A 21,333-nucleotide genomic window follows, 5' to 3' on the forward strand; every position below is an offset into this window, starting at 1 on the left:
CGGCGAGTGCGCGTGCCGGGGTGGCGGCTTCGCGCCGCGAGGGTCGGGGGTGCCCCGGGCTTTGAGCCGGAGGGGCGGGTTCCGGGGCTCGCCCCTCGCGGGCGAATTCGGGGTTCCGGCGCTCGCCCTTCGACGGGATGCGTGTGCCGCTGGGTCTCAGTCAGGGGCGTCGGGGACGGAAAAGGCCCGCCCCCGTGGGAGGCGGGCCTTCTCGCGTGAGGGGTTACGCCTTGCGGAGGCGGAACGTCAGGGACAGGCCCTCGTCCGTGAAGGGGGTGCCGAAGGTGGTGTCCGCTTCCGTGGGGGCGAAGTCCGTTGCCAGGACCTCGTCGGCGATCAGGGACGCGTGGTCCGTGAGCGCCGAGGTGACCTCCTCGTCCGTGGACGACCAGCGCAGCGCGATCCGGTCCGCCACGTCCAGGCCGCTGTTCTTGCGGGCCTCCTGGATCAGGCGGATCGCGTCACGGGCCAGGCCCGCCCGCCGCAGCTCCGGGGTGATCTCCAGGTCCAGGGCGACCGTCGCGCCCGAGTCCGAGGCGACCGACCAGCCCTCCCGGGGGGTCTCCGTGATGATGACCTCCTCCGGAGTGAGCGTGATGTCCTCGCCGTTCACCGAGAGGACCGCCTCGCCGGAGCGCAGGGCCAGGGACAGCGCCGCCGCGTCCGCCGCCGCGACCGCCTTCGCCACGTCCTGGACGCCCTTGCCGAAGCGCTTCCCGAGCGCCCGGAAGTTCGCCTTCGCCGTCGTGTCGACGAGCGAGCCGCCGACCTCGCTCAGCGAGGCCAGCGAGGAGACGTTCAGCTCCTCCGTGATCTGGGCCCGCAGCTCCGGCGAGAGTGCGGAGAAGCCCGTCGCCGCGACCAGCGCCCGGGAGAGCGGCTGGCGGGTCTTCACACCCGACTCGGCGCGCGTCGCACGGCCGAGCTCCACCAGGCGGCGGACCAGCAGCATCTGCTGGGACAGCTCCGGGTCGATCGCGGAGGCGTCGACCTCCGGCCAGGTGGCGAGGTGCACCGACTCCGGCGCCTCCGGCGTCACCGGAACCACGAGGTCCTGCCAGACCCGCTCCGTGATGAACGGGGTGAGCGGCGCCATGAGACGGGTCACCGTCTCCACGACGTCGTGGAGCGTGCGCAGGGCCGCCTTGTCGCCCTGCCAGAACCGCCGCCGCGAACGACGCACGTACCAGTTCGACAGGTCGTCGACGAAGCCCGAGATGAGCTTGCCGGCCCGCTGCGTGTCGTACGCCTCCAGCGCCTGCGTCACCTGGTCCACGAGCGCGTTGAGCTCGCTCAGCAGCCAGCGGTCCAGGACCGTGCGGTCGGCCGGTGCCGGGTCGGCCTCGGACGGCGCCCAGTTCGCCGTACGCGCGTACAGCGCCTGGAAGGCGACCGTGTTCCAGTACGTCAGCAGCGTCTTGCGCACGACCTCCTGGATCGTGCCGTGGCCGACCCGGCGGGCCGCCCACGGCGAACCGCCGGCCGCCATGAACCAGCGGACCGCGTCCGCGCCGTGCTGGTCCATCAGCGGGATTGGCTGGAGGATGTTGCCCAGGTGCTTCGACATCTTGCGGCCGTCCTCGGCGAGGATGTGGCCGAGGCAGACCACGTTCTCGTACGAGGACTTGTCGAAGACCAGCGTGCCGACCGCCATCAGCGTGTAGAACCAGCCGCGCGTCTGGTCGATGGCCTCGGAGATGAACTGCGCCGGGTAGCGGCTCTCGAACAGCTCCTTGTTCTTGTACGGGTAGCCCCACTGCGCGAACGGCATCGAACCCGAGTCGTACCAGGCGTCGATGACCTCCGGCACGCGCGTGGCCGTCTTCGCGCAGCCCTCCGCCGTGCACGTGAAGGTGACGTCGTCGATGTACGGGCGGTGCGGGTCGAGCTCCGACTGGTCCGTGCCGGTCAGCTCCGTCAGCTCGGCGCGCGAGCCCACGCACGTGAGGTGGTCGTCCTCGCAGCGCCAGATCGGCAGCGGGGTGCCCCAGTAGCGGTTGCGGGAGAGCGCCCAGTCGATGTTGTTGTTCAGCCAGTCGCCGAAGCGGCCGTGCTTGACCGAGTCGGGGAACCAGTTCGTCTTCTCGTTCTCCTGGAGGAGACGGTCCTTGACGGCGGTCGTACGGATGTACCAGGACGGCTGCGCGTAGTAGAGCAGCGCCGTGTGGCAGCGCCAGCAGTGCGGGTAGCTGTGCTCGTACGGGATGTGCTTGAAGAGCAGGCCGCGCGCGTCCAGGTCGGCCGTGAGCTTCTCGTCGGCCTTCTTGAAGAAGACGCCGCCGACCAGCGGCACCTCCTCCTCGAAGGTGCCGTCGGGGCGGACCGGGTTCACGACCGGCAGGCCGTACGCGCGGCAGACCTTGAGGTCGTCCTCACCGAAGGCGGGGGACTGGTGGACCAGACCCGTACCGTCCTCGGTCGTGACGTACTCGGCGTTGACCACGTAGTGCGCGGTGTCCGGGAACTCGACCAGCTCGAAGGGGCGCTGGTACGTCCAGCGCTCCATCTCCGCGCCCGTGAAGGACTCGCCGGTGGTCACCCAGCCCTCGCCGAGCGCCTTCTCCAGGAGCGGCTGGGCGACGACCAGCTTCTCCTCCCCGTTCGACGCCACGACATAGGTGACTTCGGGGTGGGCGGCGACCGCCGTGTTGGAGACCAGGGTCCAGGGGGTCGTCGTCCAGACGAGGAGCGCGGCCTCGCCGGCGAGCGGGCCGGAGGTCAGCGGGAAGCGGACGAAGACGGACGGGTCGATGACCGTTTCGTACCCCTGCGCCAGCTCGTGGTCCGACAGGCCGGTGCCGCAGCGCGGGCACCAGGGCGCGACGCGGTGGTCCTGGACCAGCAGGTCCTTCTTGAAGATCTCCTTCAGGGACCACCAGACGGACTCGATGTACTCGGGGTTCATCGTGACGTACGCGTCGTCGAGGTCGACCCAGTAGCCCATGCGGGTCGTCAGCTCGGCGAAGGCGTCGGTGTGCCGGAGCACGGACTCGCGGCACTTGTCGTTGAACGCGGCGATGCCGTACGCCTCGATGTCCTTCTTGCCGGAGAAGCCGAGCTCCTTCTCGACGGCGAGCTCGACCGGCAGGCCGTGGCAGTCCCAGCCGGCCTTGCGCGCCACGTGGTAGCCGCGCATGGTCCGGAAGCGGGGGAAGACGTCCTTGAAGACCCGGGCCTCGATGTGGTGGGCGCCGGGCATGCCGTTGGCGGTGGGCGGGCCTTCGTAGAACACCCACTCGGGGCGGCCCTCGGACTGCTCCAGGCTCTTGGCGAAGACCTTGCTCTCGCGCCAGAAATCGAGCACGGCGTGCTCGAGCGCGGGCAGGTCGACCTGGGCGGGCACCTGGCGGTACTGCGGCGGTTTCATCGGCGAGCTTCCTCCGGCGGACTGCTTCGTTTCCGTCCGGAGGGACGAGAGCGCCGTGCTGCGCGGCTCCCGCGGTACCACCCTCCTTGGCCCCGGGCGTATGCCCGTGACCCCCTCATTGGGGTCGCGATGCCGGTTCTACTGGCCGAGGGCTGCCCCACGGCGTTCTTCCGGCGGCTCCGGGGTGATGCTTCACATCGGGCTCGCCCCCGGGCTCTCACCGTCCCCGGGTCGCTCATGGCTGCGTACGACGCTACTCGTCCCCATCCAAGCCTTTCGCTGCGCCCAGTGTACGGGCCCCGGGGCGGCGCGGCAGACCGGTTTTCCGGTGACCCGAATGGCCACATGGGGTGCCGTGGAGTTCGGCCGGGGCCATGTGGGGGAGCGCGGAGCGTGATTACCGGGCGGGGAGCTGGGCACAACGGATGCAGGCTCGCCGTGCCAGGGGCATGGGCGGGTCCGAAACGGCGGCGTGCCCCGTTGCCGCGGGCCTTGGGCCGATTTATCGTCCCAGCACGATTCGCGAGCAAGATCACAAAATGTGAAGGGGCCGCGACATGGTGGCGAAGAAGACCGCCGCGAAGAAGACCTCGGCCACCGGTCCCACCGGTGCGGGCGGGTCGGCCAAGGACGTGACCGGCAAGAAGTCGACGGTCGCGAAGAAGGCGGACGCGGCGGCCCCGGCACGCAAGAGCACGACCCGGAGCACGACCGGGAGCCCGGACAAGGCCACCGCCTCGGCCAAGGCCGCGAAGAAGGTGGCCGCGGCGCCGGGCAAGAAGGCAGCCCCGGCGAAGAAGGCGGTGGCCGAGAAGACGGTGGCGAAGAAGACCGCGACCAAGAAGGCGGCGGCGAAGAAGACCGCCGCCAAGGAGGCCCCGGCCAAGAAGGAGGCGGTCACGAAGACGGCGGTGAGGAAGACGGCGGTCAAGGAAGCCCCGGCCAAGAAGACGGCCGCCAGGAAGGCGGCTGCCAAGGAGGTGCCCGCCAAGAAGGCCGCGGCCAAGGCTCCCGCCACGAAGGCGGCTGCCAAGAAGGCCGTGACCGCGAAGGCCGCGACCAAGGAGGCACCCGCCAAGAAGGCCCCCGCCACGAAGACCGCCGCCACGAAGGCTCCGGCCAAGAAGGCGCCCGCCAAGAAGGCGCCCGCCAAGAAGGCGCCGGCCGGGAAGGCGGCCCCGGTGCAGGCACCGGCCGGGAAACCCGCCGCCAAGAAGGCGCCGGTCGACAGGCCGGACGCCCGGAGAGCTCGGAAAGTCACGGCGAAGAAGATCGCCGCCCAGGAAGCACCGGCCGAGAAGACGGTCGCCGAGAAGAACCCGGCCGGTAAGGCCGGGAGCAAGAAGAAGGCCGCTACCGCGGCGCAGGTGGAGCAGACAGGAGCCATGACGGTGGCAGCGAAGAAGACCGCGGGTGGCGTCACGACCGCCGAGGACGAGGCCGCGGTGCCCCAGGCCCGGGCCGGTGACCTCGCCGTGCGCCCCGGGGAGGACCCCTGGACGCCCGAGGAGGTCGAGGAGGCCCGCTCCGGGCTGGAGAGCGAGGTGCTCAGGCTCCGTACCGAGCTGCTCCACTCCGAGCAGGAGCTGACGGGGCTCATGCGGGACCCCGGGGACGGCGCCGGGCACGACGAGGCCGACACCGGCACGAAGAACATCACCCGCGAGCACGAACTGGCGCTGGCCGCCAACGCCCGCGAGATGCTGCAGCAGACCGAGCACGCCCTGGAGCGGCTCGACGCGGGCACGTACGGCCTCTGCGAGGTCTGCGGCAAGCCCATCGGCAAGGCGCGCATGCAGGCCTTCCCACGGGCCACGCTGTGCGTCGAGGACAAGCAGAAGCAGGAGCGCCGCGGCTGACGCCCCCGTACCCCGGTGCCGTACCCTCGTGGGCAGTCAGGCACCTAGGTTGAGGGACTCACGTGGCAGAGGCGGAGCGCATCATCGGTACGCCGGATCCGGCAGGGGCCGAGGAGGCCGAGGCACCGGGCGAGCGGCCCAAGGGCCGGCGCAGGATCGTCGCGCTGTTCGTCGTGGCGTTGGTCGCGTACCTCCTCGACCTCGGCAGCAAGCTGCTCGTGGTCGCCAAGCTGGAGGGCCACGAGCCGATCCGCGTCGTCGGCGACCTGCTGACGTTCCACGCGATCCGCAACCCGGGTGCCGCCTTCGGCATGGGCGAGGCCTTCACGGTCATCTTCACCTGTATCGCGGTGGCGGTGATCGTCGTGATCGTCCGGCTGGCGCGCAAGCTCTACAGCCTGCCCTGGGCGATCGCGCTCGGCCTGCTCCTGGGCGGTGCGCTCGGCAATCTCACCGACCGGATCTTCCGCTCGCCCGGCGTCTTCGAGGGCGCGGTCGTCGACTTCATCGCGCCCGCGCACTTCGCCGTCTTCAACCTCGCCGACTCCGCGATCGTGTGCGGCGGCTTCCTGATCGTGATCCTGTCGTTCCGCGGCCTGGACCCGGACGGGACCGTCCACAAGGACTGACCGCAGGACAGGGCGGCGCCGGCACAGGGCATACTCGACGGGTGAGTACAAGTCCCGAGATCCGCACGCTGCCCGTTCCCGACGGCCTGGAGGGCGAGCGCGTCGACGCCGCCATCGCCCGTATGTTCGGGTTTTCCCGTACGAAGGCGGCCGAACTGGCCGCCTCCGGGAAGGTCCAGGTCGACGGCTCCGTCGTCGGCAAGTCCGAGCGGGTCAGCGGTGGCGCGTGGCTCGAGGTCGAGATGCCCGGCGCCGCGGCGCCGGTGCGGATCGTGGCCGAGCCCGTCGAGGGCATGGAGATCGTCCACGACGACGACGACATCGTCGTGATCATGAAGCCGGTCGGTGTGGCCGCGCACCCCAGCCCCGGCTGGACCGGCACCACCGTCATCGGCGGCCTCGCCGCCGCCGGATACCGCATCTCCACCTCCGGCGCCGCCGAGCGCCAGGGGATCGTGCACCGCCTCGACGTCGGCACCTCCGGGCTGATGGTGGTCGCCAAGTCGGAGCGGGCGTACACGCTGCTCAAGGCGCAGTTCAAGGAGCGCGTCGTCGACAAGCGCTACCACGCGCTGGTGCAGGGGCACCCGGATCCGATGAGCGGCACGATCGACGCGCCGATCGGCCGGCACCCGAACCACGACTACAAGTGGGCCGTGACCGCCGAGGGCAAGCCCTCGGTGACCCACTACGACCTCATCGAGGCGTTCCGGGCGGCCTCGCTGCTCGACATCAAGCTGGAGACCGGCCGTACGCACCAGATCCGGGTGCACATGTCGGCCCACCGCCACCCGTGCGTCGGCGACGTCACGTACGGCGCCGACCCCACCATGGCCAAGCGTCTCGGCCTCACCCGGCAGTGGCTGCACGCGGTGCGGCTCGGCTTCGAGCACCCGTCGGACGGGGAGTGGGTCGAGTTCGAGAGCACGTACCCGGCGGACCTGCGGAACGCCCTCGACAAGATCGCCGCGGAGAGCGAGTGAGCGCCGGTTTCTCCGTACGGGAGGCGCTCGGGCAGGACGACCGGGACGCCTGCTTCGCCGTGCGCAGGGACGTCTTCGTCGTCGAGCAGAACGTGCCGCAGGAGATCGAGTACGACGTGTACGACGCGACGGCGGTGCACGTCCTCGCAGTCCGCGAGGACGGGCTGCCGCTCGGCACCGGCCGGCTTCTGCACGGCGCGGACGCGGCCGGCAAGACCGGCGGCGACGCGTCCGTGGGCTCCCTGGGCCGGCTCGCCGTCTCCCGGGCGGCGCGCGGCCTCGGCGTCGGCGCGGCGCTGGTCCGCGCGATCGAGGACGCCGCGCGCGAGCGCGGTCTGAAGGCCGTGGACCTCCACGCCCAGACGCAGGCCCTCGGCTTCTACGAGCGGCTCGGCTACGAGGCGTACGGACCGGAGTTCCCGGACGCGGGCATCCCGCACCGCGCGATGCGCCGCGCGCTCTAGGCTCTTTCGTCCGGGTCAGGCCTAGGCTCTTTCGTCCGGGTCAGGCCGACTCGCGGCGGGCCGTGTGAGCGGCGCCGCACGTCGGTTTGTCCGGATCCGAACCGGTGCGTGGCAGGGTGGAGACCCTCGTCGTCGACGCGCCGGAAGGCGGAAGGGCACACCGTGGATCAACTGGCCCTGCTGTTCCTGTTGTTGCTCGGGGCGCTCCTCACGGTGCCGCTCGGTGACCGGCTCGGGCTGCCGGCCCCGGTGCTGATGACCCTCATCGGGATCGTGCTCGCCTTCCTGCCGTTCGTGCCGAACGTCGAGATCCCGCCCGAGTACATCCTTCCGCTCGTCCTGCCGCCCCTCCTCTACGCCTCCGTGCAGCGCACCTCCTGGCGGCAGTTCACCGCCAACAGACGGCCCATCTTCCTGCTCGCCGTCGCCCTCGTCTTCGTCACCACAGCCGCCGTCGCCGCCACGGCCGACGCGCTCGTCCCCGGCCTCCCCATCGCGGCCGCCGTCGCGCTCGGCGCGCTCGTCGCCCCGCCCGATCCGGTCGCCGCGACCGCCGTCGCCGGATCGCTCGGGCTGCCGCGCCGGCTCGTCTCGATCCTGGAGGGGGAGGGCCTCTTCAACGACGTCACGGCGATCGTGCTCTACCACGTGGCCATCGGGGCGGCCGTCGGCGGGACGTTCTCCTGGGCGGGCGCCGGCGGTGAGCTGGTGCTCTCCGCCGTCGTCGCCGTCGCCGTCGGACTCGGCCTCGGCTGGCTCAGCAACAAGCTCATCGGGATCCTCGGCGAGGCCACCCTGCAGACCGGGCTCACGCTGCTCGTCCCCTTCGTCGCCTACGTCCTCGCCGAGGAGCTGCACGGCTCCGGCGTCCTGGCCGTCCTCGTCGTCGCCCTCTACCTCGCCGAACACGCCGTCGACGCCGACGACGTGATGGGCCGGCTCGCCGGGCAGACGTTCTGGCAGATCGTCGACACCCTCGTCACCGGGATCGCCTTCGGCCTGATCGGCCTCGAACTCCACCACGTCTTCGGCACGGCGGAGGACCGCGTCGGCGAGATGCTCGGCTGGGGCGCCGCCGTGGTGGTCGTCGTCGTCGGCGTGCGGCTGGTGTGGCTGCTGCCCGCGACCTGGCTGGCGAAGCGGCTGCACACGCGCCGGGACTACGACGAGGAGATCCCGGTGAGCTGGCGGGAGACCGTCGTCATGTGGTGGTCCGGGATGCGGGGAGTGGCCTCGGTGGCGCTGGCGCTCGCCATCCCGCTGCGTACGGAGGACGGTGCGCCGTTCCCCGGCCGCGACCAGATCATCTTCATCGCCTTCTGCGTGATCATCGCCACTCTCGTCTTCCAGGGACTCACCCTGCCCTGGCTGGTCAAGCGGCTCGGCGTGCGGGCCGACGCGGACGCCGAACGCGCGCTGGAGCGTGAGCTCGCCCTCCGTGCGGCGAAGGCGGCCAAGCGCCGGCTGCAGGAGATCGAGAGCGTCGAGGAGCTGCCGGAGGAGGTCCAGGAGCGGCTGCTGCGCGGGGCGTTCGACATCGGGGCGCGGATCAGCCCGGACATGCTGGACGAGGAGCGGCGGGCGGCCTTCGCCGAGCGGGCGGACCGGGTCAAGGCGGTGCAGCGCATCCAGCGGGAGATGATGTCGGCCGCCCGGCACGAGGTCCTCTCGGCGCGCAGCGAGCCGGGCGCCGACCCGGAGGTGGTCGACCGGGTGCTGCGCCAGCTCGACGTACGCAGCATGCGGTGACCCGCACCCGGGCCCGCGGATCAGGGCCGGACAGGTCCTAGGTCGTGTCCGGAAGGTCTCGCCTGGTCCGCGACGCCCTGCACGCGCGGTCGCTGCGTTGGCCACAAGCCCAAGTAGCTCCGCTACGAGGGCTTCCGGCAGCCTTGCGATCGCACGCACCGGGCGCCGCAGACCCGCCCTCCGGGCGGACGGCGATACTTTCCGGACACTCCCTAGCCCCGGCCGGTGCGCGGTGGCTCGTCGCCGACGTCCTTCCGGTACGCGTCGGCGTTGTTGCTGTGGATCTCGGAGGGGAGCGGCGGCGGCGTGTCCGGGCGCCGTCCGGCGGCCCGCGGCGGCGGTACGGCGTCCGACACGGCGATCCGGGGCAGGGCGTGCGGATGCTCCTCCGCCAGCCAGGCGATGATCTGCTCCCGTACGGTGCACCGCACGGTCCACACGTCGTCCGCGTCCTTGGCCGTCACCACGGCGCGCACCTGGATGGTGCTGGGGGTGGTGTCCGTGACGGCCAGGCTCCAGTCCCGGCCGTCCCAGGAGGGGCAGTCCGCCAGGATCTCCTTGAGCTTGTCGCGCATCTCGGCGACCGGGGCCGAGTGGTTCAGGTGGAAGAAGACCGTGCCGGTCATCTGCGCGCCGCCGCGCGACCAGTTCTCGAACGGCTTGCTGGTGAAGTACGACACCGGCATCGTGATGCGGCGCTCGTCCCAGGTCCGTACGGCGAGGAAGGTCAGCGTCACCTCCTCCACCACGCCCCACTCGCCGTCCACCACCACGGTGTCCCCTATGCGGACCATGTCGCCGAAGGCGATCTGGAAGCCGGCGAAGAGGTTGCCGAGGGTGGACTGGGCGGCGATGCCCGCCACGATGCCGATGATGCCCGCGGAGGCCAGCATCGAGGTGCCGATGGTGCGCAGGGCCGGGAACGTCAGCAGCATGGCCGCCACGGCGACCACGGCGACGACCGCCGTCACGATCCTCATGATCAGCGTGACCTGGGTCCGTACGCGGCGGACGCGGGCCGGATCGCGGCTGATGGAGGCGTACCGGGCGAAGGACGACTCGACGACGGCCGCGGCGATCCTGGTGACCAGCCAGGCGCTGGAGCCGATCAGCACCAGCGACAGGCTCTGGCCGATGCCGGCCTCGTGCTCCTCGACCAGGGGCCAGCGCGTCTCCCGGTAGGTGCCGCGCAGCACGGCCGTGAGCAGGACCGCCTGGAGCGGTATCCGGCAGCGGCGGAGCAGCCCCCACAGGGGGGTGTCGGGGTGCCGGGCGTCGGTTCGGCGCAGCAGCAGGTCGGCGAGCCAGCCCGCCAGCAGGGTGAGCAGGACCGATCCTCCGAGGACCAGCATGAGGCGCACGAGGTCTTCCTCTCCTCCGTGATCGGGGTGCGGGGGCCCGGCTGGCAGGATGGATCGCATGGACATCATGCTTTTCCACTCGACCTACGGTCCGCGTCCCGCCGTGGAGGCCGCGGCCGAGCGGTTGAGGGCCGCCGGGCACCAGGTTCGCGTGCCCGACCTCTTCGAGGGGCAAACCGCGGAGACGGTCGAGGAGGGGATGGAGCTCCAGAAGGCGATCGGCAAGGAGGAGCTGCTGAAGCGGGCGGTCCTCGCCTCCGCGCCCTACTCCGACCGCGGGCTCGTCTACGCCGGTTTCTCGTTCGGTGCCTCGGTCGCGCAGACCCTGGCTTTGGGGGACGAGAAGGCGCGGGGGCTGCTGCTGCTCCACGGCACCTCGGACATCGCCGAGAGCGCGTCGGTCGACGACCTTCCCGTGCAGCTGCACATCGCGGACCCCGACCCGTTCGAGTCGCACGACTGGCTGACGTCCTGGTACCTGCGGATGGGGAAGGCGGGGGCCGATGTGGAGGTCTACCGCTACCCGGGCGCCGGCCACCTGTACACGGACCCGGACCTGCCCGACTACGACGAGGCGGCGGCCGAGGAGACCTGGTCGATCGCGCTCGCCTTCATCGAGAGCCTCCAGGACGGGTGAGCGGACGCTTTCCCGAGAACGCCTCCGAGAGCGCATCCGAGCACGCCTCCGAGAACGCATGAGAGGGCGCGGCGGGGGCTCTCCCGCCGCGCCCTCCCTCAGGCGATCGGGTCTCAGCCGGCGCGGTACGCGGTCCAGGCGTCGGTCATCCGCGTGACCTGGCCCACGGTGAACTGGGTCATGCACGCGTCGTAGGTGTAGTCCATGAAGTTCTTGATCGGGTCCACACCGGGCTTGGACGCGCAGCTGTCACGTCCGACCGGGCACTCGTACGCCGGGCTCTTCTCGGCCGGGGTGTCGCTGACGTAGTCGCCGTTGCCGTTGCAGCCGCCCTGGAACGTGTGGTACAGCCCCAGCCAGTGGCCGACCTCGTGGGTGGCGGTGTCGCCCTCGTCGTAGTTGGTCGCCGAACCGCCCGGCAGCGAGGCGTCGAGGACGACGACACCGTCCATGGACGGGTTGGAGTTGTACGAGGACGGGAAGGTCGCCCAGCCGAGCAGGCCGCCGCTGAGGTTGGCGGTGTAGAAGTTCAGCGCGCCGGGGCCGCCCTGGCGGAGCGTCGACTTCATCTCCTTCTCGGCGGTGGAGCCGGAGGAGAGGTTGTACCAGGACGCGTTGTCCGTGTAGGTGGTCGCGGCGAGGGTGAACTGGAAGTTGGTGTTCACATTGCCGGTCCCCTGGCCGCCGAAGGCCGAGTTGAGGACTGCCATCTGGTTGTTGATGTCGGTGGCGGTGAGCTTGCCCGTCGTACCGCTGTGGATGACGTGGAAGTAGACCGGGATGTTCACGACGCCGGCGGTGGCGTTCATGCCGCCGGCGCGGGACGACTCCAGTCTCTTCTTCAGGTCCGCGTCCATGGCCTTGGCCTGGGCGGCGGTGACCTCGTTGGGCTCGTGGCCGTGGGCGTCGGCGCCACGGGACTTACGGGCGCTGGAGTGGGCGTCCGTACCGTCCTCGCACTCCTCGGCGGAGAGGGCGGCGGCGGAGGTGTTCACGGCCGGGGCGGCCGACGGGGCGGAGAGGGGGGCCAGGGCCAGGGTTCCGGCCATGACGGCAGTGCCGAGCATACGACGTGACATACGCGGCGATATACGGGCAAGAGCACGCACGGTGACTCCTCGCGGGGGGTTGTGGAGAGGGACTTCCTCGCCACCGCGGGGAGATTACGGGTCCATGTCAGACGCTGATGAGGACCGATCAAGCCCAATCATTCCTAGGGCATTTCGGGTCATCGAGAAGAAAAATTTGCGCCTGTTCCGGAGTTTGAGATGTCGACGTAACGAACGGGGATACGGAGGTGGGTGGTGTGTCCGGATTCGATCGCCCGAACGCCACCACCCGCCGTACCGATGTGATCTCCCGTTAACAGACGGGATCATGGCCGAAAATCGACCCTGCCGTCATCTCAGAGCACCGGCTGGTACACCCGCTCGACACGCTGGGTTCCGCTGAGCGTCCGATAGGAACGCGCCCAGGCGGTCGTCGCGTCCGCCCTGGCCTTGTCGGAGACCGTGTAGTAGTCCATCTGCGAGCGCTCGGCCGTCACGTCGAGGACGCCGTAGCCGTGGTGGTCCATGTCCACCCACTTCACATGGCGGTTGGCGGCCTTGACCGCCCCCGCCGCGACGACCGAGACCGTGCCGGGCGCCACCCGCAGGATGTCGTCGAGGTTGTCCGAGGTCACGGACGTCACCACGAACTCGGTCGCCGCCGACCGCGACAGCGGGTACGTCGCCGCCTTCACCGGTACGTCACTGGCCCAGGCCATATGGATGTCACCGGTCAGGAAGACGGTGTTCCGGACGGACCGCTGGGTCAGATGCGCGAGCAGCTCCTTGCGGTCGTCGGTGTAGCCGTCCCACTGGTCGACGTTGACCGCGATGCCCTCCTTCGGCAGCCCGAGCAACTCCGCGAGCGGCCCCACCAGATGGGCGGGCAGCGCGCCGAAGGCGACCGGCGAGATCATCACCGACGTGCCCACCAGCTTCCAGGTGGCGTCCGAGCCGGCGAGGCCCGACTTCAGCCAGTCCAGCTGGCCGCGTCCGGTGAGCGTCCGCTCCGGGTCGTCGACCGCCCCGTTCCCCACACTCGACTGCCGGGAGCGGAAGGAGCGCAGGTCGAGCAGGTGCAGATCGGCCAGCCTGCCGAAGCGCAGCCGCCGGTAGACCGTTCCCTCGGTGGAGGCGCGGACCGGCATCCACTCGAAGTACGCCTGCTTGGCGGCGGCCACCCGGGCCGCCCACGCGCCCTCGGCGCCCTCCGTGTGGTTCTCCGCCCCGCCCGACCAGGCGTCGTTGGCGAACTCGTGGTCGTCCCAGATCGCGATCACCGGGTGGGCCGCGTGCAGCGCCTGGAGGTCGGGGTCGGTCTTGTACGTCGCGTGCCGGACGCGGTAGTCGGCCAGCGAGACGATCTCGTGCTTCGGCTCGTGCGACCGGACCGTGGACCCCTCCGCCGGGTAACCCCCGCTGGCGTACTCGTAGAGGTAGTCCCCGAGGTGGAGGACCGCGTCCAGGTCGGCGCGGGCGGCGAGATGGCGGTACGCGGAGAAGTAGCCGGCCTCCCAGTTGGCGCAGGAGACCACCCCGAAGCGCACACCGGTGGCGGTGGCGTCGTGGGCCGGAGTGGTGCGCGTACGGCCGACTGGGGAGACGGTCCCGCCGGCGGTGAACCGGAACCAGTAGGTGGTCGCCGGGCGCAGGCCCCGGACGTCCGCCTTCACGGTGTGGTCGGAGAGAGCTGTGGCGGTGGTGGTGCCACGGGCCGCGATCGTGCCGAAGGCGCGGTCCTCGGCGACCTCCCACACGACCGTGACATCGGGTCCTTCGAGGGAGCCGGGCACGGCGGCGCGCGTGGGGGTGACGCGCGTCCAGAGCAGGACGCCGTCGGGAAGCGGGTCGCCGGAGGCGACGCCGTGGAGGAAGAGGGGGGCCTCGGAGTCCGCGGTGGCGGGGGAGGCGGCGCCCACCAGGGCCGGGGTGGCGACGGCCGTGACGGCGGCGGCTTTCACGACCGTACGGCGGGTGGGTGCTGAGGATATGAAACGACTGGTCACGGGCAGTCAGATTACTGACCAGTACGACGAACAGGCAGGCGAAATCCGGAAAGTTCGCCTGCCTGTCGGCCGGTTGTCGCTGGTCGGGGGGTCAGCCCCGGAGCATGATCACCCTTCAGTGCCGTGGTCAGCCCTTCAGCGCCGGGGTCAGCGCCGCGTTGAACTCGTCCACCGTCAGCGGCGGGTTCTTGCTGCCCTCGGCGGTCAGCGTCTTGCCGTCCATCTTCAGCGTCGGGGTGCCCGTCACGCCGCTCGCGTCGAAGGCGGCGGACATCTTCATCGCCCAGGCGTCGAAGGTGCCGTTCTCCACGTTCTTCTTGAACTGCTCGTTGCCCTTCAGAAGCGGGACCGAGTCGGCGATCTCCAGGATGTACGAGTCCTTGGCGAACTTGTCCTGCGTCTCCTCCGGGTGGAACTTGGTGGAGTAGAGCGCCGCCTTGAACTTCAGGAACGCCTCCGGGCTCACGTCGAGCGCCGCGCCGAGGGCCGACAGGGCGTTCTTGGAGCCCTCGCCCCGGGCGGCGTTGTCGATGAAGGTGGCACCGATGTACTTGATCTTGTACTTGCCGTCCGCGACGTCCTTGTCGACCGTCGGGCCGACCTGCTGCTCGAACGTGGCGCAGACCGGGCAGCGCGAGTCCTCGTAGAGCTCCAGCGTCTTCTTTGCCTCGGGCTTGCCGATGACGACCGTCGTGCCGTTCTTGCCCTCGGTGTTCTTGGGCGCCGTGATGTTCGTCGCCTTCGCCGCCGCCTCCCACTGGGAGGGCTTGTTGGCCTGGACGACGATGTAGCCGATACCGCCCGCGACGGCCAGCGTGGCGACCGCCGAGACGCCGACGATCACCTGGCGGCGCATCTTGTCCTTCTTCGCCTGGCGTTCGCGCTCGATGCGCAGCCGCTCGCGGGCGGCCGCCTTGTTGGCCTGGCTGTTGCGTGCACTCATGATCTTTGATCTCCGTGGAGTGAAAAGGAAGAAGTCAGGGACTGCGGTGCTCAGGCGAGGGCGAGGCCCGAGCACGGAGGTCCCCGCCGACCGACGGAGTGCACGAGGAGCCGGGTGCCCGACCGGCGCGGCCGGTCCGACGGGCGCCCGCGGCGCACCGCAACCGGGCGCGTCACTCCGTGGAGCGCCGCCACCAGCAGCAGCGGCCGGAACGCGCAGGTCGCCACCGCGCCGGCCAGCCGGGCCAGCGCCCGCTCCCCGTGGCGCAGCCAGGCCGCGGCGAACAGCCCGACCGACACATGGGCGGCGAGGAGGAGCCACGGCAGAGCCGGGTTCGGCGTGTGCAGCGCGGCGGCCAGACTCCCGCTCTCGGGCGCGGCCACGCCCGGCAGCGGGACGCCCACGGCGCCGCCGCACAGCAGGTCCACGCCGACCGCGCGCAGCGAACCCGCGACCGGGCCGCCCGCGGGGCCGTAACAGACCGTCTGCCCGGTGGTGAAGACCGTGTCGGCCGCCAGCTCCAGCGGTATCAGCAGCCCGGCGATCGGCCCGAAGCCGCGCTCGCGGCCGGCCAGCGCGTAGGCCACGGCGAAGACGGCGGCCGCGAGCACGCCGACGGTCGGCAGCGGCAGCGGGACCCGGGACAGCAGCACGTGAGAGCCGGCGGACAGCGTCACGACCAGTGCCGTGAAGAGCGCCGCCCGCAGCCCCCTGAGCCGCGTCCCTGATATGTCCATAGCGCTGGAGAGTGTGCCATGCCTTCCCGTAAGACCCTCCTAAGGGCTCCCTGTGAACGAATCAGAGGCCCGGGATCCGGCCGTTGCGGAACAGGTCCACGAAGATCTGGTGGTCGGCACGCGCGCGTGCGCCGTAGCTGTGGGCGAAGTCCACCAGGAGGTCCCCGAAGCCGTCCTCGTCGGCGGCGATCGCCGCGTCGATGGCCCGCTCGGTCGAGAACGGCACCAGCGAGTGGCCGCTGGAGTCGTCCGCCGCCGCGTGCATCGTCGCCGTCGCCCGGCCCAGGTCGGCGACGGTCGCCGCGATCTCCTCCGGGTCGTCGATGTCCGACCAGTCCAGGTCCACCGCGTACGGCGAGACCTCCGCGACCAGCTGCCCCGAGCCGTCCAGCTCCGTCCAGCCCAGCCACGGGTCGGCGTGCGCCTGCAGCGCCCGCTGCGAGATGACCGTGCGGTGGCCCTCGTGCTGGAAGTACTCCCGCACGGCGGCGTCCGTCACATGGCGCGAGACCGCCGGTGTCTGCGCCTGCTTCATGTAGATCACGACGTCGTTCTCCAGGGCGTCGCTGTTGCCCTCGAGCAGGATGTTGTACGACGGCAGGCCGGCCGAGCCGATACCGATCCCGCGCCGGCCGACGACGTCCTTGACCCGGTACGAGTCGGGCCGGGTCAAACTGGACTCCGGAAGCGTCTCCAGATAGCCGTCGAAGGCGGCCAGGACCTTGTAGCGGGTGGCCGCGTCCAGCTCGACGGAGCCGGCGCCCGAGGTGAAACGGCGCTCGAAGTCCCGGATCTCCGTCATCGAGGCCAGCAGCCCGAACCGGGTCTTGGCGCGGGCGTCGCGCAGGGCGGCCAGGAGCGCGCCGTCGGCCGTGTCCAGCGTGAAGGGCGGGAGATCGTCGTTCTTCCCGCCCGCCGCCAGGGCGTGGATCCGCTCCCGGTAGGCGGCGGCGTAGATCCGTACCAGCTCGGTGATCTGCAGGTCACTGAGCGCCTTGGCGTACCCGATCAGCGCCAGCGAGGCCGAGAGCCGCTTCAGGTCCCAGGTGAAGGGGCCCACGTACGCCTCGTCGAAGTCGTTGACGTTGAAGACCAGGCGGCCGTTGGCGTCCATGTACGTACCGAAGTTCTCCGCGTGCAGATCGCCGTGGATCCAGACCCGGCCGGTCCGCTCGTCCAGATACGGACCGCCGCGACGCTCCCGCTCCAGGTCGGCGTAGAACAGGCACGCCGTGCCCCGGTAGAAGGCGAAAGCGGAACCGGCCATCTTCCGGAACTTGACCCGGAAGGCGGCCGGGTCGGCGGCGAGGAGATCACCGAACGCGGTGTCGAAGACGGCGAGGATCTGCTCACCGCGCTCCACGGCGGTGGGCTGGGGGACCGACATCGAGGGTGCCTCCTGGTGCGGGCTCTGGCGCAAAATGGTGCATGACAGACGGACGCGTGTTCCGCGTCTCCCAACGCGCGACGGTACCGCCGAGTGCCCGCCCGTCGCCCGGCCCCCACCCCTCACCGAGGGGGCTCCGCCCCGCGGTGTTCGCCCTCGGTTGTCAGTGGAGAGCCGTAGACTTCCTGGCTGTCCCCCCAGACTGTTTTGGAGGCCTTCCGCCGTGACCAAGCCGCCCTTCACGCACCTTCACGTCCACACCCAGTACTCCCTGCTGGACGGTGCCGCGCGGCTCAAGGACATGTTCGACGCGTGCAACGAGATGGGCATGTCCCACATCGCGATGTCGGACCACGGCAACCTCCACGGGGCGTACGACTTCTTCCACTCCGCGAAGAAGGCCGGGGTGACGCCGATCATCGGCATCGAGGCGTACGTCGCCCCCGAGTCCCGGCGCAACAAGCGGAAGATCCTGTGGGGCCAGCCGCACCAGAAGCGCGACGACGTCTCCGGTTCCGGTGGCTACACCCACAAGACGATCTGGGCGGCGAACGCCACCGGTCTGCACAACCTCTTCCGGCTCTCCTCCGACGCCTACGCCGAGGGCTGGCTGCAGAAGTGGCCGCGTATGGACAAGGAGACCATCGCGCAGTGGTCGGAGGGCCTGATCGCCTCCACCGGCTGCCCCTCCGGCGAGCTCCAGACCCGGCTGCGCCTCGGCCAGTTCGACGAGGCCCTGAAGGCCGCCTCCGAGTACCAGGACATCTTCGGCAAGGAGCGGTACTTCCTGGAGCTGATGGACCACGGCATCGAGATCGAGCGCCGCGTCCGCGACGGCCTCCTGGAGATCGGCAAGAAGCTCGGCATCCCGCCGCTGGTCACCAACGACTCGCACTACACGTACGCCCACGAGGCCGGCGCCCACGACGCGCTGCTGTGCATCCAGACCGGCAAGAACCTCTCCGACCCGGACCGCTTCAAGTTCGACGGCACCGGCTACTACCTCAAGTCCACGGACGAGATGTACGCCATCGACTCCTCGGACGCCTGGCAGGAGGGCTGCGCCAACACGCGGCTGGTCGCCGAGCAGGTCGACACCACGGGCATGTTCGAGGCCAAGAACCTCATGCCGAAGTTCGACATCCCCGAGGGCTACACCGAGGTCACCTGGTTCCGCGAGGAGACCATGCGGGGCATGCACCGCCGCTTCCCCGGCGGCATCCCCGAGGACCGCCTCAAGCAGGCCGAGTACGAGATGGACACCATCATCTCGATGGGGTTCCCCGGCTACTTCCTCGTCGTCGCCGACTTCATCATGTGGGCGAAGAAGCAGGGCATCGCCGTCGGCCCCGGCCGAGGCTCCGCGGCCGGTTCGATCGTCGCGTACGCCCTGGGCATCACCGACCTCGACCCGATTCCGCACGGTCTGATCTTCGAGCGCTTCCTCAACCCCGAGCGCATCTCGATGCCCGATGTCGACATCGACTTCGACGAGCGCAGGCGCGTCGAGGTGATCCGGTACGTGACCGAGAAGTACGGCTCCGACAAGGTCGCCATGATCGGCACGTACGGCAAGATCAAGGCGAAGAACGCGATCAAGGACTCCGCCCGCGTCCTCGGCTACCCGTACGCGATGGGCGACCGGCTCACCAAGGCCATGCCCGCCGACGTCCTCGGCAAGGGCATCGACCTCAACGGCATCACCGACCCCTCCCACCCGCGCTACAGCGAGGCGGGCGAGATCCGGGCGATGTACGAGAACGAGCCGGACGTGAAGAAGGTCATCGACACCGCGAAGGGTGTGGAGGGGCTCGTCCGGCAGATGGGCGTGCACGCGGCCGGCGTGATCATGTCCAGCGAGCCGATCGTCGACCACGCCCCCCTCTGGGTGCGGCACACCGACGGCGTCACCATCACGCAGTGGGACTACCCGAGCTGCGAGTCGCTCGGCCTGCTGAAGATGGACTTCCTCGGCCTGCGCAACCTGACGATCATGGACGACGCCGTCAAGATGGTGAAGTCCAACAAGGGGATCGACATCGATCTCCTCTCCCTGCCGCTCGACGACCCCAAGACCTTCGAGCTGCTCCAGCGCGGTGACACCCTCGGCGTCTTCCAGTTCGACGGCGGACCCATGCGGTCCCTGCTGCGGCTGATGAAGCCCGACAACTTCGAAGACATCTCCGCCGTCTCGGCCCTGTACCGGCCGGGCCCGATGGGCATGAACTCGCACACCAACTACGCCCTGCGCAAGAACGGCCAGCAGGAGATCACCCCGATCCATCCCGAGCTGGAAGAGCCGCTCCGGGAGGTCCTCGGCGTCACCTACGGCCTGATCGTGTACCAGGAGCAGGTGCAGAAGGCCGCCCAGATCATCGCCGGGTACTCCCTCGGCGAGGCCGACATCCTCCGCCGCGTGATGGGCAAGAAGAAGCCCGAGGAGCTGGCGAAGAACTTCACCATCTTCCAGGCCGGCGCCAAGAAGAACGGCTACAGCGACGAGGCCATCCAGGCCCTCTGGGACGTGCTGGTCCCCTTCGCCGGCTACGCCTTCAACAAGGCGCACTCCGCCGCGTACGGCCTGGTCTCCTACTGGACCGCCTACCTCAAGGCCAACCACCCCGCCGAGTACATGGCGGGACTGCTGACCTCGGTCAAGGACGACAAGGACAAGTCCGCGGTCTACCTCAACGAGTGCCGCCGCATGGGCATCAAGGTCCTGCCGCCCAATGTGAACGAGTCCGAGTCGAACTTCGCCGCCCAGGGCGACGACGTGATCCTCTTCGGCCTCTCCGCCGTCCGCAACGTCGGCACCAACGTCGTCGAGTCGATCATCAGGACGCGCAAGGCCAAGGGGAAGTACAGCTCCTTCCCCGACTTCCTCGACAAGGTCGAGGCGGTCGTCTGCAACAAGCGGACCGTCGAATCGCTGATCAAGGCCGGCGCCTTCGACGAGATGGGCCACACCCGCAAGGGCCTGGTCGCCCACCACGAACCGATGATCGACAACGTGGTGGCGGTCAAGCGCAAGGAGGCCGAGGGACAGTTCGACCTCTTCGGCGGGATGGGCGACGAGGCCACCGACGAGCCCGGCTTCGGCCTGGACGTCGAGTTCTCCGACGTCGAGTGGGAGAAGGCGTACCTCCTGGCCCAGGAGCGCGAGATGCTCGGCCTCTACGTCTCCGACCATCCGCTCTTCGGCCTGGAGCACGTGCTGTCCGACAAGACGGACGCCGGAATCTCCCAGCTGACCGGCGGCGAGCACGCCGACGGGGCGGTCGTCACCATCGGCGGCATCATCTCCGGCCTCCAGCGCAAGATGACCAAGCAGGGCAACGCCTGGGCCATCGCCACCGTGGAGGACCTGGCCGGCTCCATCGAGTGCATGTTCTTCCCGGCCACGTACCAGCTGGTCTCCACCCAGCTCGTCGAGGACACGGTCGTCTTCGTCAAGGGCCGCCTCGACAAGCGCGAGGACGTCCCCCGGCTGGTCGCGATGGAGCTGATGGTCCCCGACCTGTCGAACTCCGGCACCAACGCGCCCGTCGTGCTCACCATCCCGACGGTGAAGGTCACCCCGCCGATGATCAGCCGGCTCGGCGAGATCCTCGGGCACCACAAGGGCAACACCGAGGTACGGATCAAACTCCAGGGCCCGCGGAAGACGACCGTGCTCCGGCTCGACCGGCACCGCGTCCAGCCCGACCCGGCGCTCTTCGGTGACCTGAAGGTGCTGCTCGGCCCGTCCTGCCTGGCCGGATAGCCCGTCCCGCAGCCCGTCCCGCCCGGCCGGGGAAGGCCGGGCGGTATGCGGAAGGGGCGCGCCCGTCGTCACGGGCGCGCCCCTTCCGCATACCTGCGGACCGATCCGTCGTGGGATCAGTTGTGGCCGAAGCGCTTCTGCCGGCCCTTGCGGGCCATGTCGCCGGGAGTCACCTGCGCGGCGCGCTGCTCGGTCTGCGACTCCATCGCCGACTGCTGCGCCTGCTGGGTGCCGCGCTCGGCCGGGGACTGCTTCTGCGGACGGTTCTGGTTCTTGTTCTTGGCCATGGTGATGCCTCCTCGGGGGGATCTCGGGGCCAGGGCCGCTGTCAGACTCACATACGGTATGAACCGCCGCATTTTGGATCATTACGGACCGTGAGCGCGCCCGGAAGCACGC

General features: G+C 70.1%; 15 protein-coding genes. 7 read left to right on the forward strand and 8 right to left on the reverse strand.

What is annotated here, in order from left to right:
- Window positions 1-223 precede the first annotated feature (223 nt).
- The gene (gene ileS / locus ACIRB4_RS08620; RefSeq protein WP_403289321.1) at window positions 224-3,367 is read right to left on the reverse strand and encodes an isoleucine--tRNA ligase; all 3,144 of its coding nucleotides are present in this window, start codon (window positions 3,365-3,367) and stop codon (window positions 224-226) included.
- A 557-nt stretch (window positions 3,368-3,924) separates the two neighbouring features.
- Between ileS and ACIRB4_RS08625 the strand changes: the two genes are divergently transcribed.
- From ACIRB4_RS08625 to ACIRB4_RS08645, 5 genes are all read left to right on the forward strand, one after another.
- A complete protein-coding gene (locus ACIRB4_RS08625; RefSeq protein WP_403289322.1) occupies window positions 3,925-5,226 on the forward strand; it encodes a histone H1-like repetitive region-containing protein in 1,302 nt (433 codons plus the stop codon).
- Between the two features lie 62 nt (window positions 5,227-5,288).
- Window positions 5,289-5,855, forward strand: coding sequence for a signal peptidase II (gene lspA, locus ACIRB4_RS08630; protein WP_403289323.1), 567 nt, complete (start codon window positions 5,289-5,291; stop codon window positions 5,853-5,855).
- A 41-nt stretch (window positions 5,856-5,896) separates the two neighbouring features.
- A complete protein-coding gene (locus ACIRB4_RS08635; RefSeq protein ID WP_403289324.1) occupies window positions 5,897-6,838 on the forward strand; it encodes an RluA family pseudouridine synthase in 942 nt (313 codons plus the stop codon).
- A complete protein-coding gene (locus ACIRB4_RS08640; protein ID WP_403289325.1) occupies window positions 6,835-7,302 on the forward strand; it encodes a GNAT family N-acetyltransferase in 468 nt (155 codons plus the stop codon). The genes ACIRB4_RS08635 and ACIRB4_RS08640 overlap by 4 nt, the downstream gene beginning before the upstream one ends.
- Window positions 7,303-7,464: 162 nt before the next feature.
- Window positions 7,465-9,051: a Na+/H+ antiporter gene (locus tag ACIRB4_RS08645; RefSeq protein ID WP_403289326.1), complete on the forward strand. Its 1,587-nt coding sequence runs from the start codon at window positions 7,465-7,467 to the stop codon at window positions 9,049-9,051.
- 212 nt (window positions 9,052-9,263) lie between these two features.
- Here ACIRB4_RS08645 and ACIRB4_RS08650 read toward each other — a convergent pair whose 3' ends face one another.
- Entirely contained in the window at window positions 9,264-10,403 is a 1,140-nt protein-coding gene (locus ACIRB4_RS08650; protein WP_403289659.1) for a mechanosensitive ion channel family protein, read from the reverse strand.
- A 58-nt stretch (window positions 10,404-10,461) separates the two neighbouring features.
- On the opposite strand from ACIRB4_RS08650, the gene ACIRB4_RS08655 reads away from it, so the two are divergent.
- Entirely contained in the window at window positions 10,462-11,049 is a 588-nt protein-coding gene (locus ACIRB4_RS08655; RefSeq protein ID WP_403289327.1) for a dienelactone hydrolase family protein, read from the forward strand.
- Between the two features lie 113 nt (window positions 11,050-11,162).
- Here ACIRB4_RS08655 and ACIRB4_RS08660 read toward each other — a convergent pair whose 3' ends face one another.
- From ACIRB4_RS08660 to ACIRB4_RS08680, 5 genes are all read right to left on the reverse strand, one after another.
- Window positions 11,163-12,128, reverse strand: coding sequence for a zinc metalloprotease (locus ACIRB4_RS08660; RefSeq protein WP_403289328.1), 966 nt, complete (start codon window positions 12,126-12,128; stop codon window positions 11,163-11,165).
- Between the two features lie 326 nt (window positions 12,129-12,454).
- Window positions 12,455-14,104, reverse strand: coding sequence for an alkaline phosphatase D family protein (locus ACIRB4_RS08665; protein ID WP_403289329.1), 1,650 nt, complete (start codon window positions 14,102-14,104; stop codon window positions 12,455-12,457).
- A 127-nt stretch (window positions 14,105-14,231) separates the two neighbouring features.
- On the reverse strand, window positions 14,232-15,047 hold the full coding sequence (locus ACIRB4_RS08670) for a DsbA family protein (RefSeq protein WP_403289330.1): 816 nt from the start codon (window positions 15,045-15,047) through the stop codon (window positions 14,232-14,234).
- A gap of 50 nt (window positions 15,048-15,097) precedes the next feature.
- On the reverse strand, window positions 15,098-15,784 hold the full coding sequence (locus ACIRB4_RS08675; RefSeq protein ID WP_403289331.1) for a hypothetical protein: 687 nt from the start codon (window positions 15,782-15,784) through the stop codon (window positions 15,098-15,100).
- A gap of 61 nt (window positions 15,785-15,845) precedes the next feature.
- Window positions 15,846-17,171: a DUF2252 domain-containing protein gene (locus ACIRB4_RS08680; protein WP_403289332.1), complete on the reverse strand. Its 1,326-nt coding sequence runs from the start codon at window positions 17,169-17,171 to the stop codon at window positions 15,846-15,848.
- A gap of 223 nt (window positions 17,172-17,394) precedes the next feature.
- On the opposite strand from ACIRB4_RS08680, the gene dnaE reads away from it, so the two are divergent.
- Window positions 17,395-20,934, forward strand: a complete 3,540-nt coding sequence (dnaE, locus tag ACIRB4_RS08685; protein WP_403289333.1) for a DNA polymerase III subunit alpha — start codon at window positions 17,395-17,397, stop codon at window positions 20,932-20,934.
- 116 nt (window positions 20,935-21,050) lie between these two features.
- Here dnaE and ACIRB4_RS08690 read toward each other — a convergent pair whose 3' ends face one another.
- Entirely contained in the window at window positions 21,051-21,221 is a 171-nt protein-coding gene (locus ACIRB4_RS08690; RefSeq protein WP_403289334.1) for a hypothetical protein, read from the reverse strand.
- Window positions 21,222-21,333: the final 112 nt, after the last annotated feature.

It is taken from the genome of Streptomyces sp. NPDC093600 (assembly GCF_044764755.1).
GTDB lineage: Bacteria > Actinomycetota > Actinomycetes > Streptomycetales > Streptomycetaceae > Streptomyces.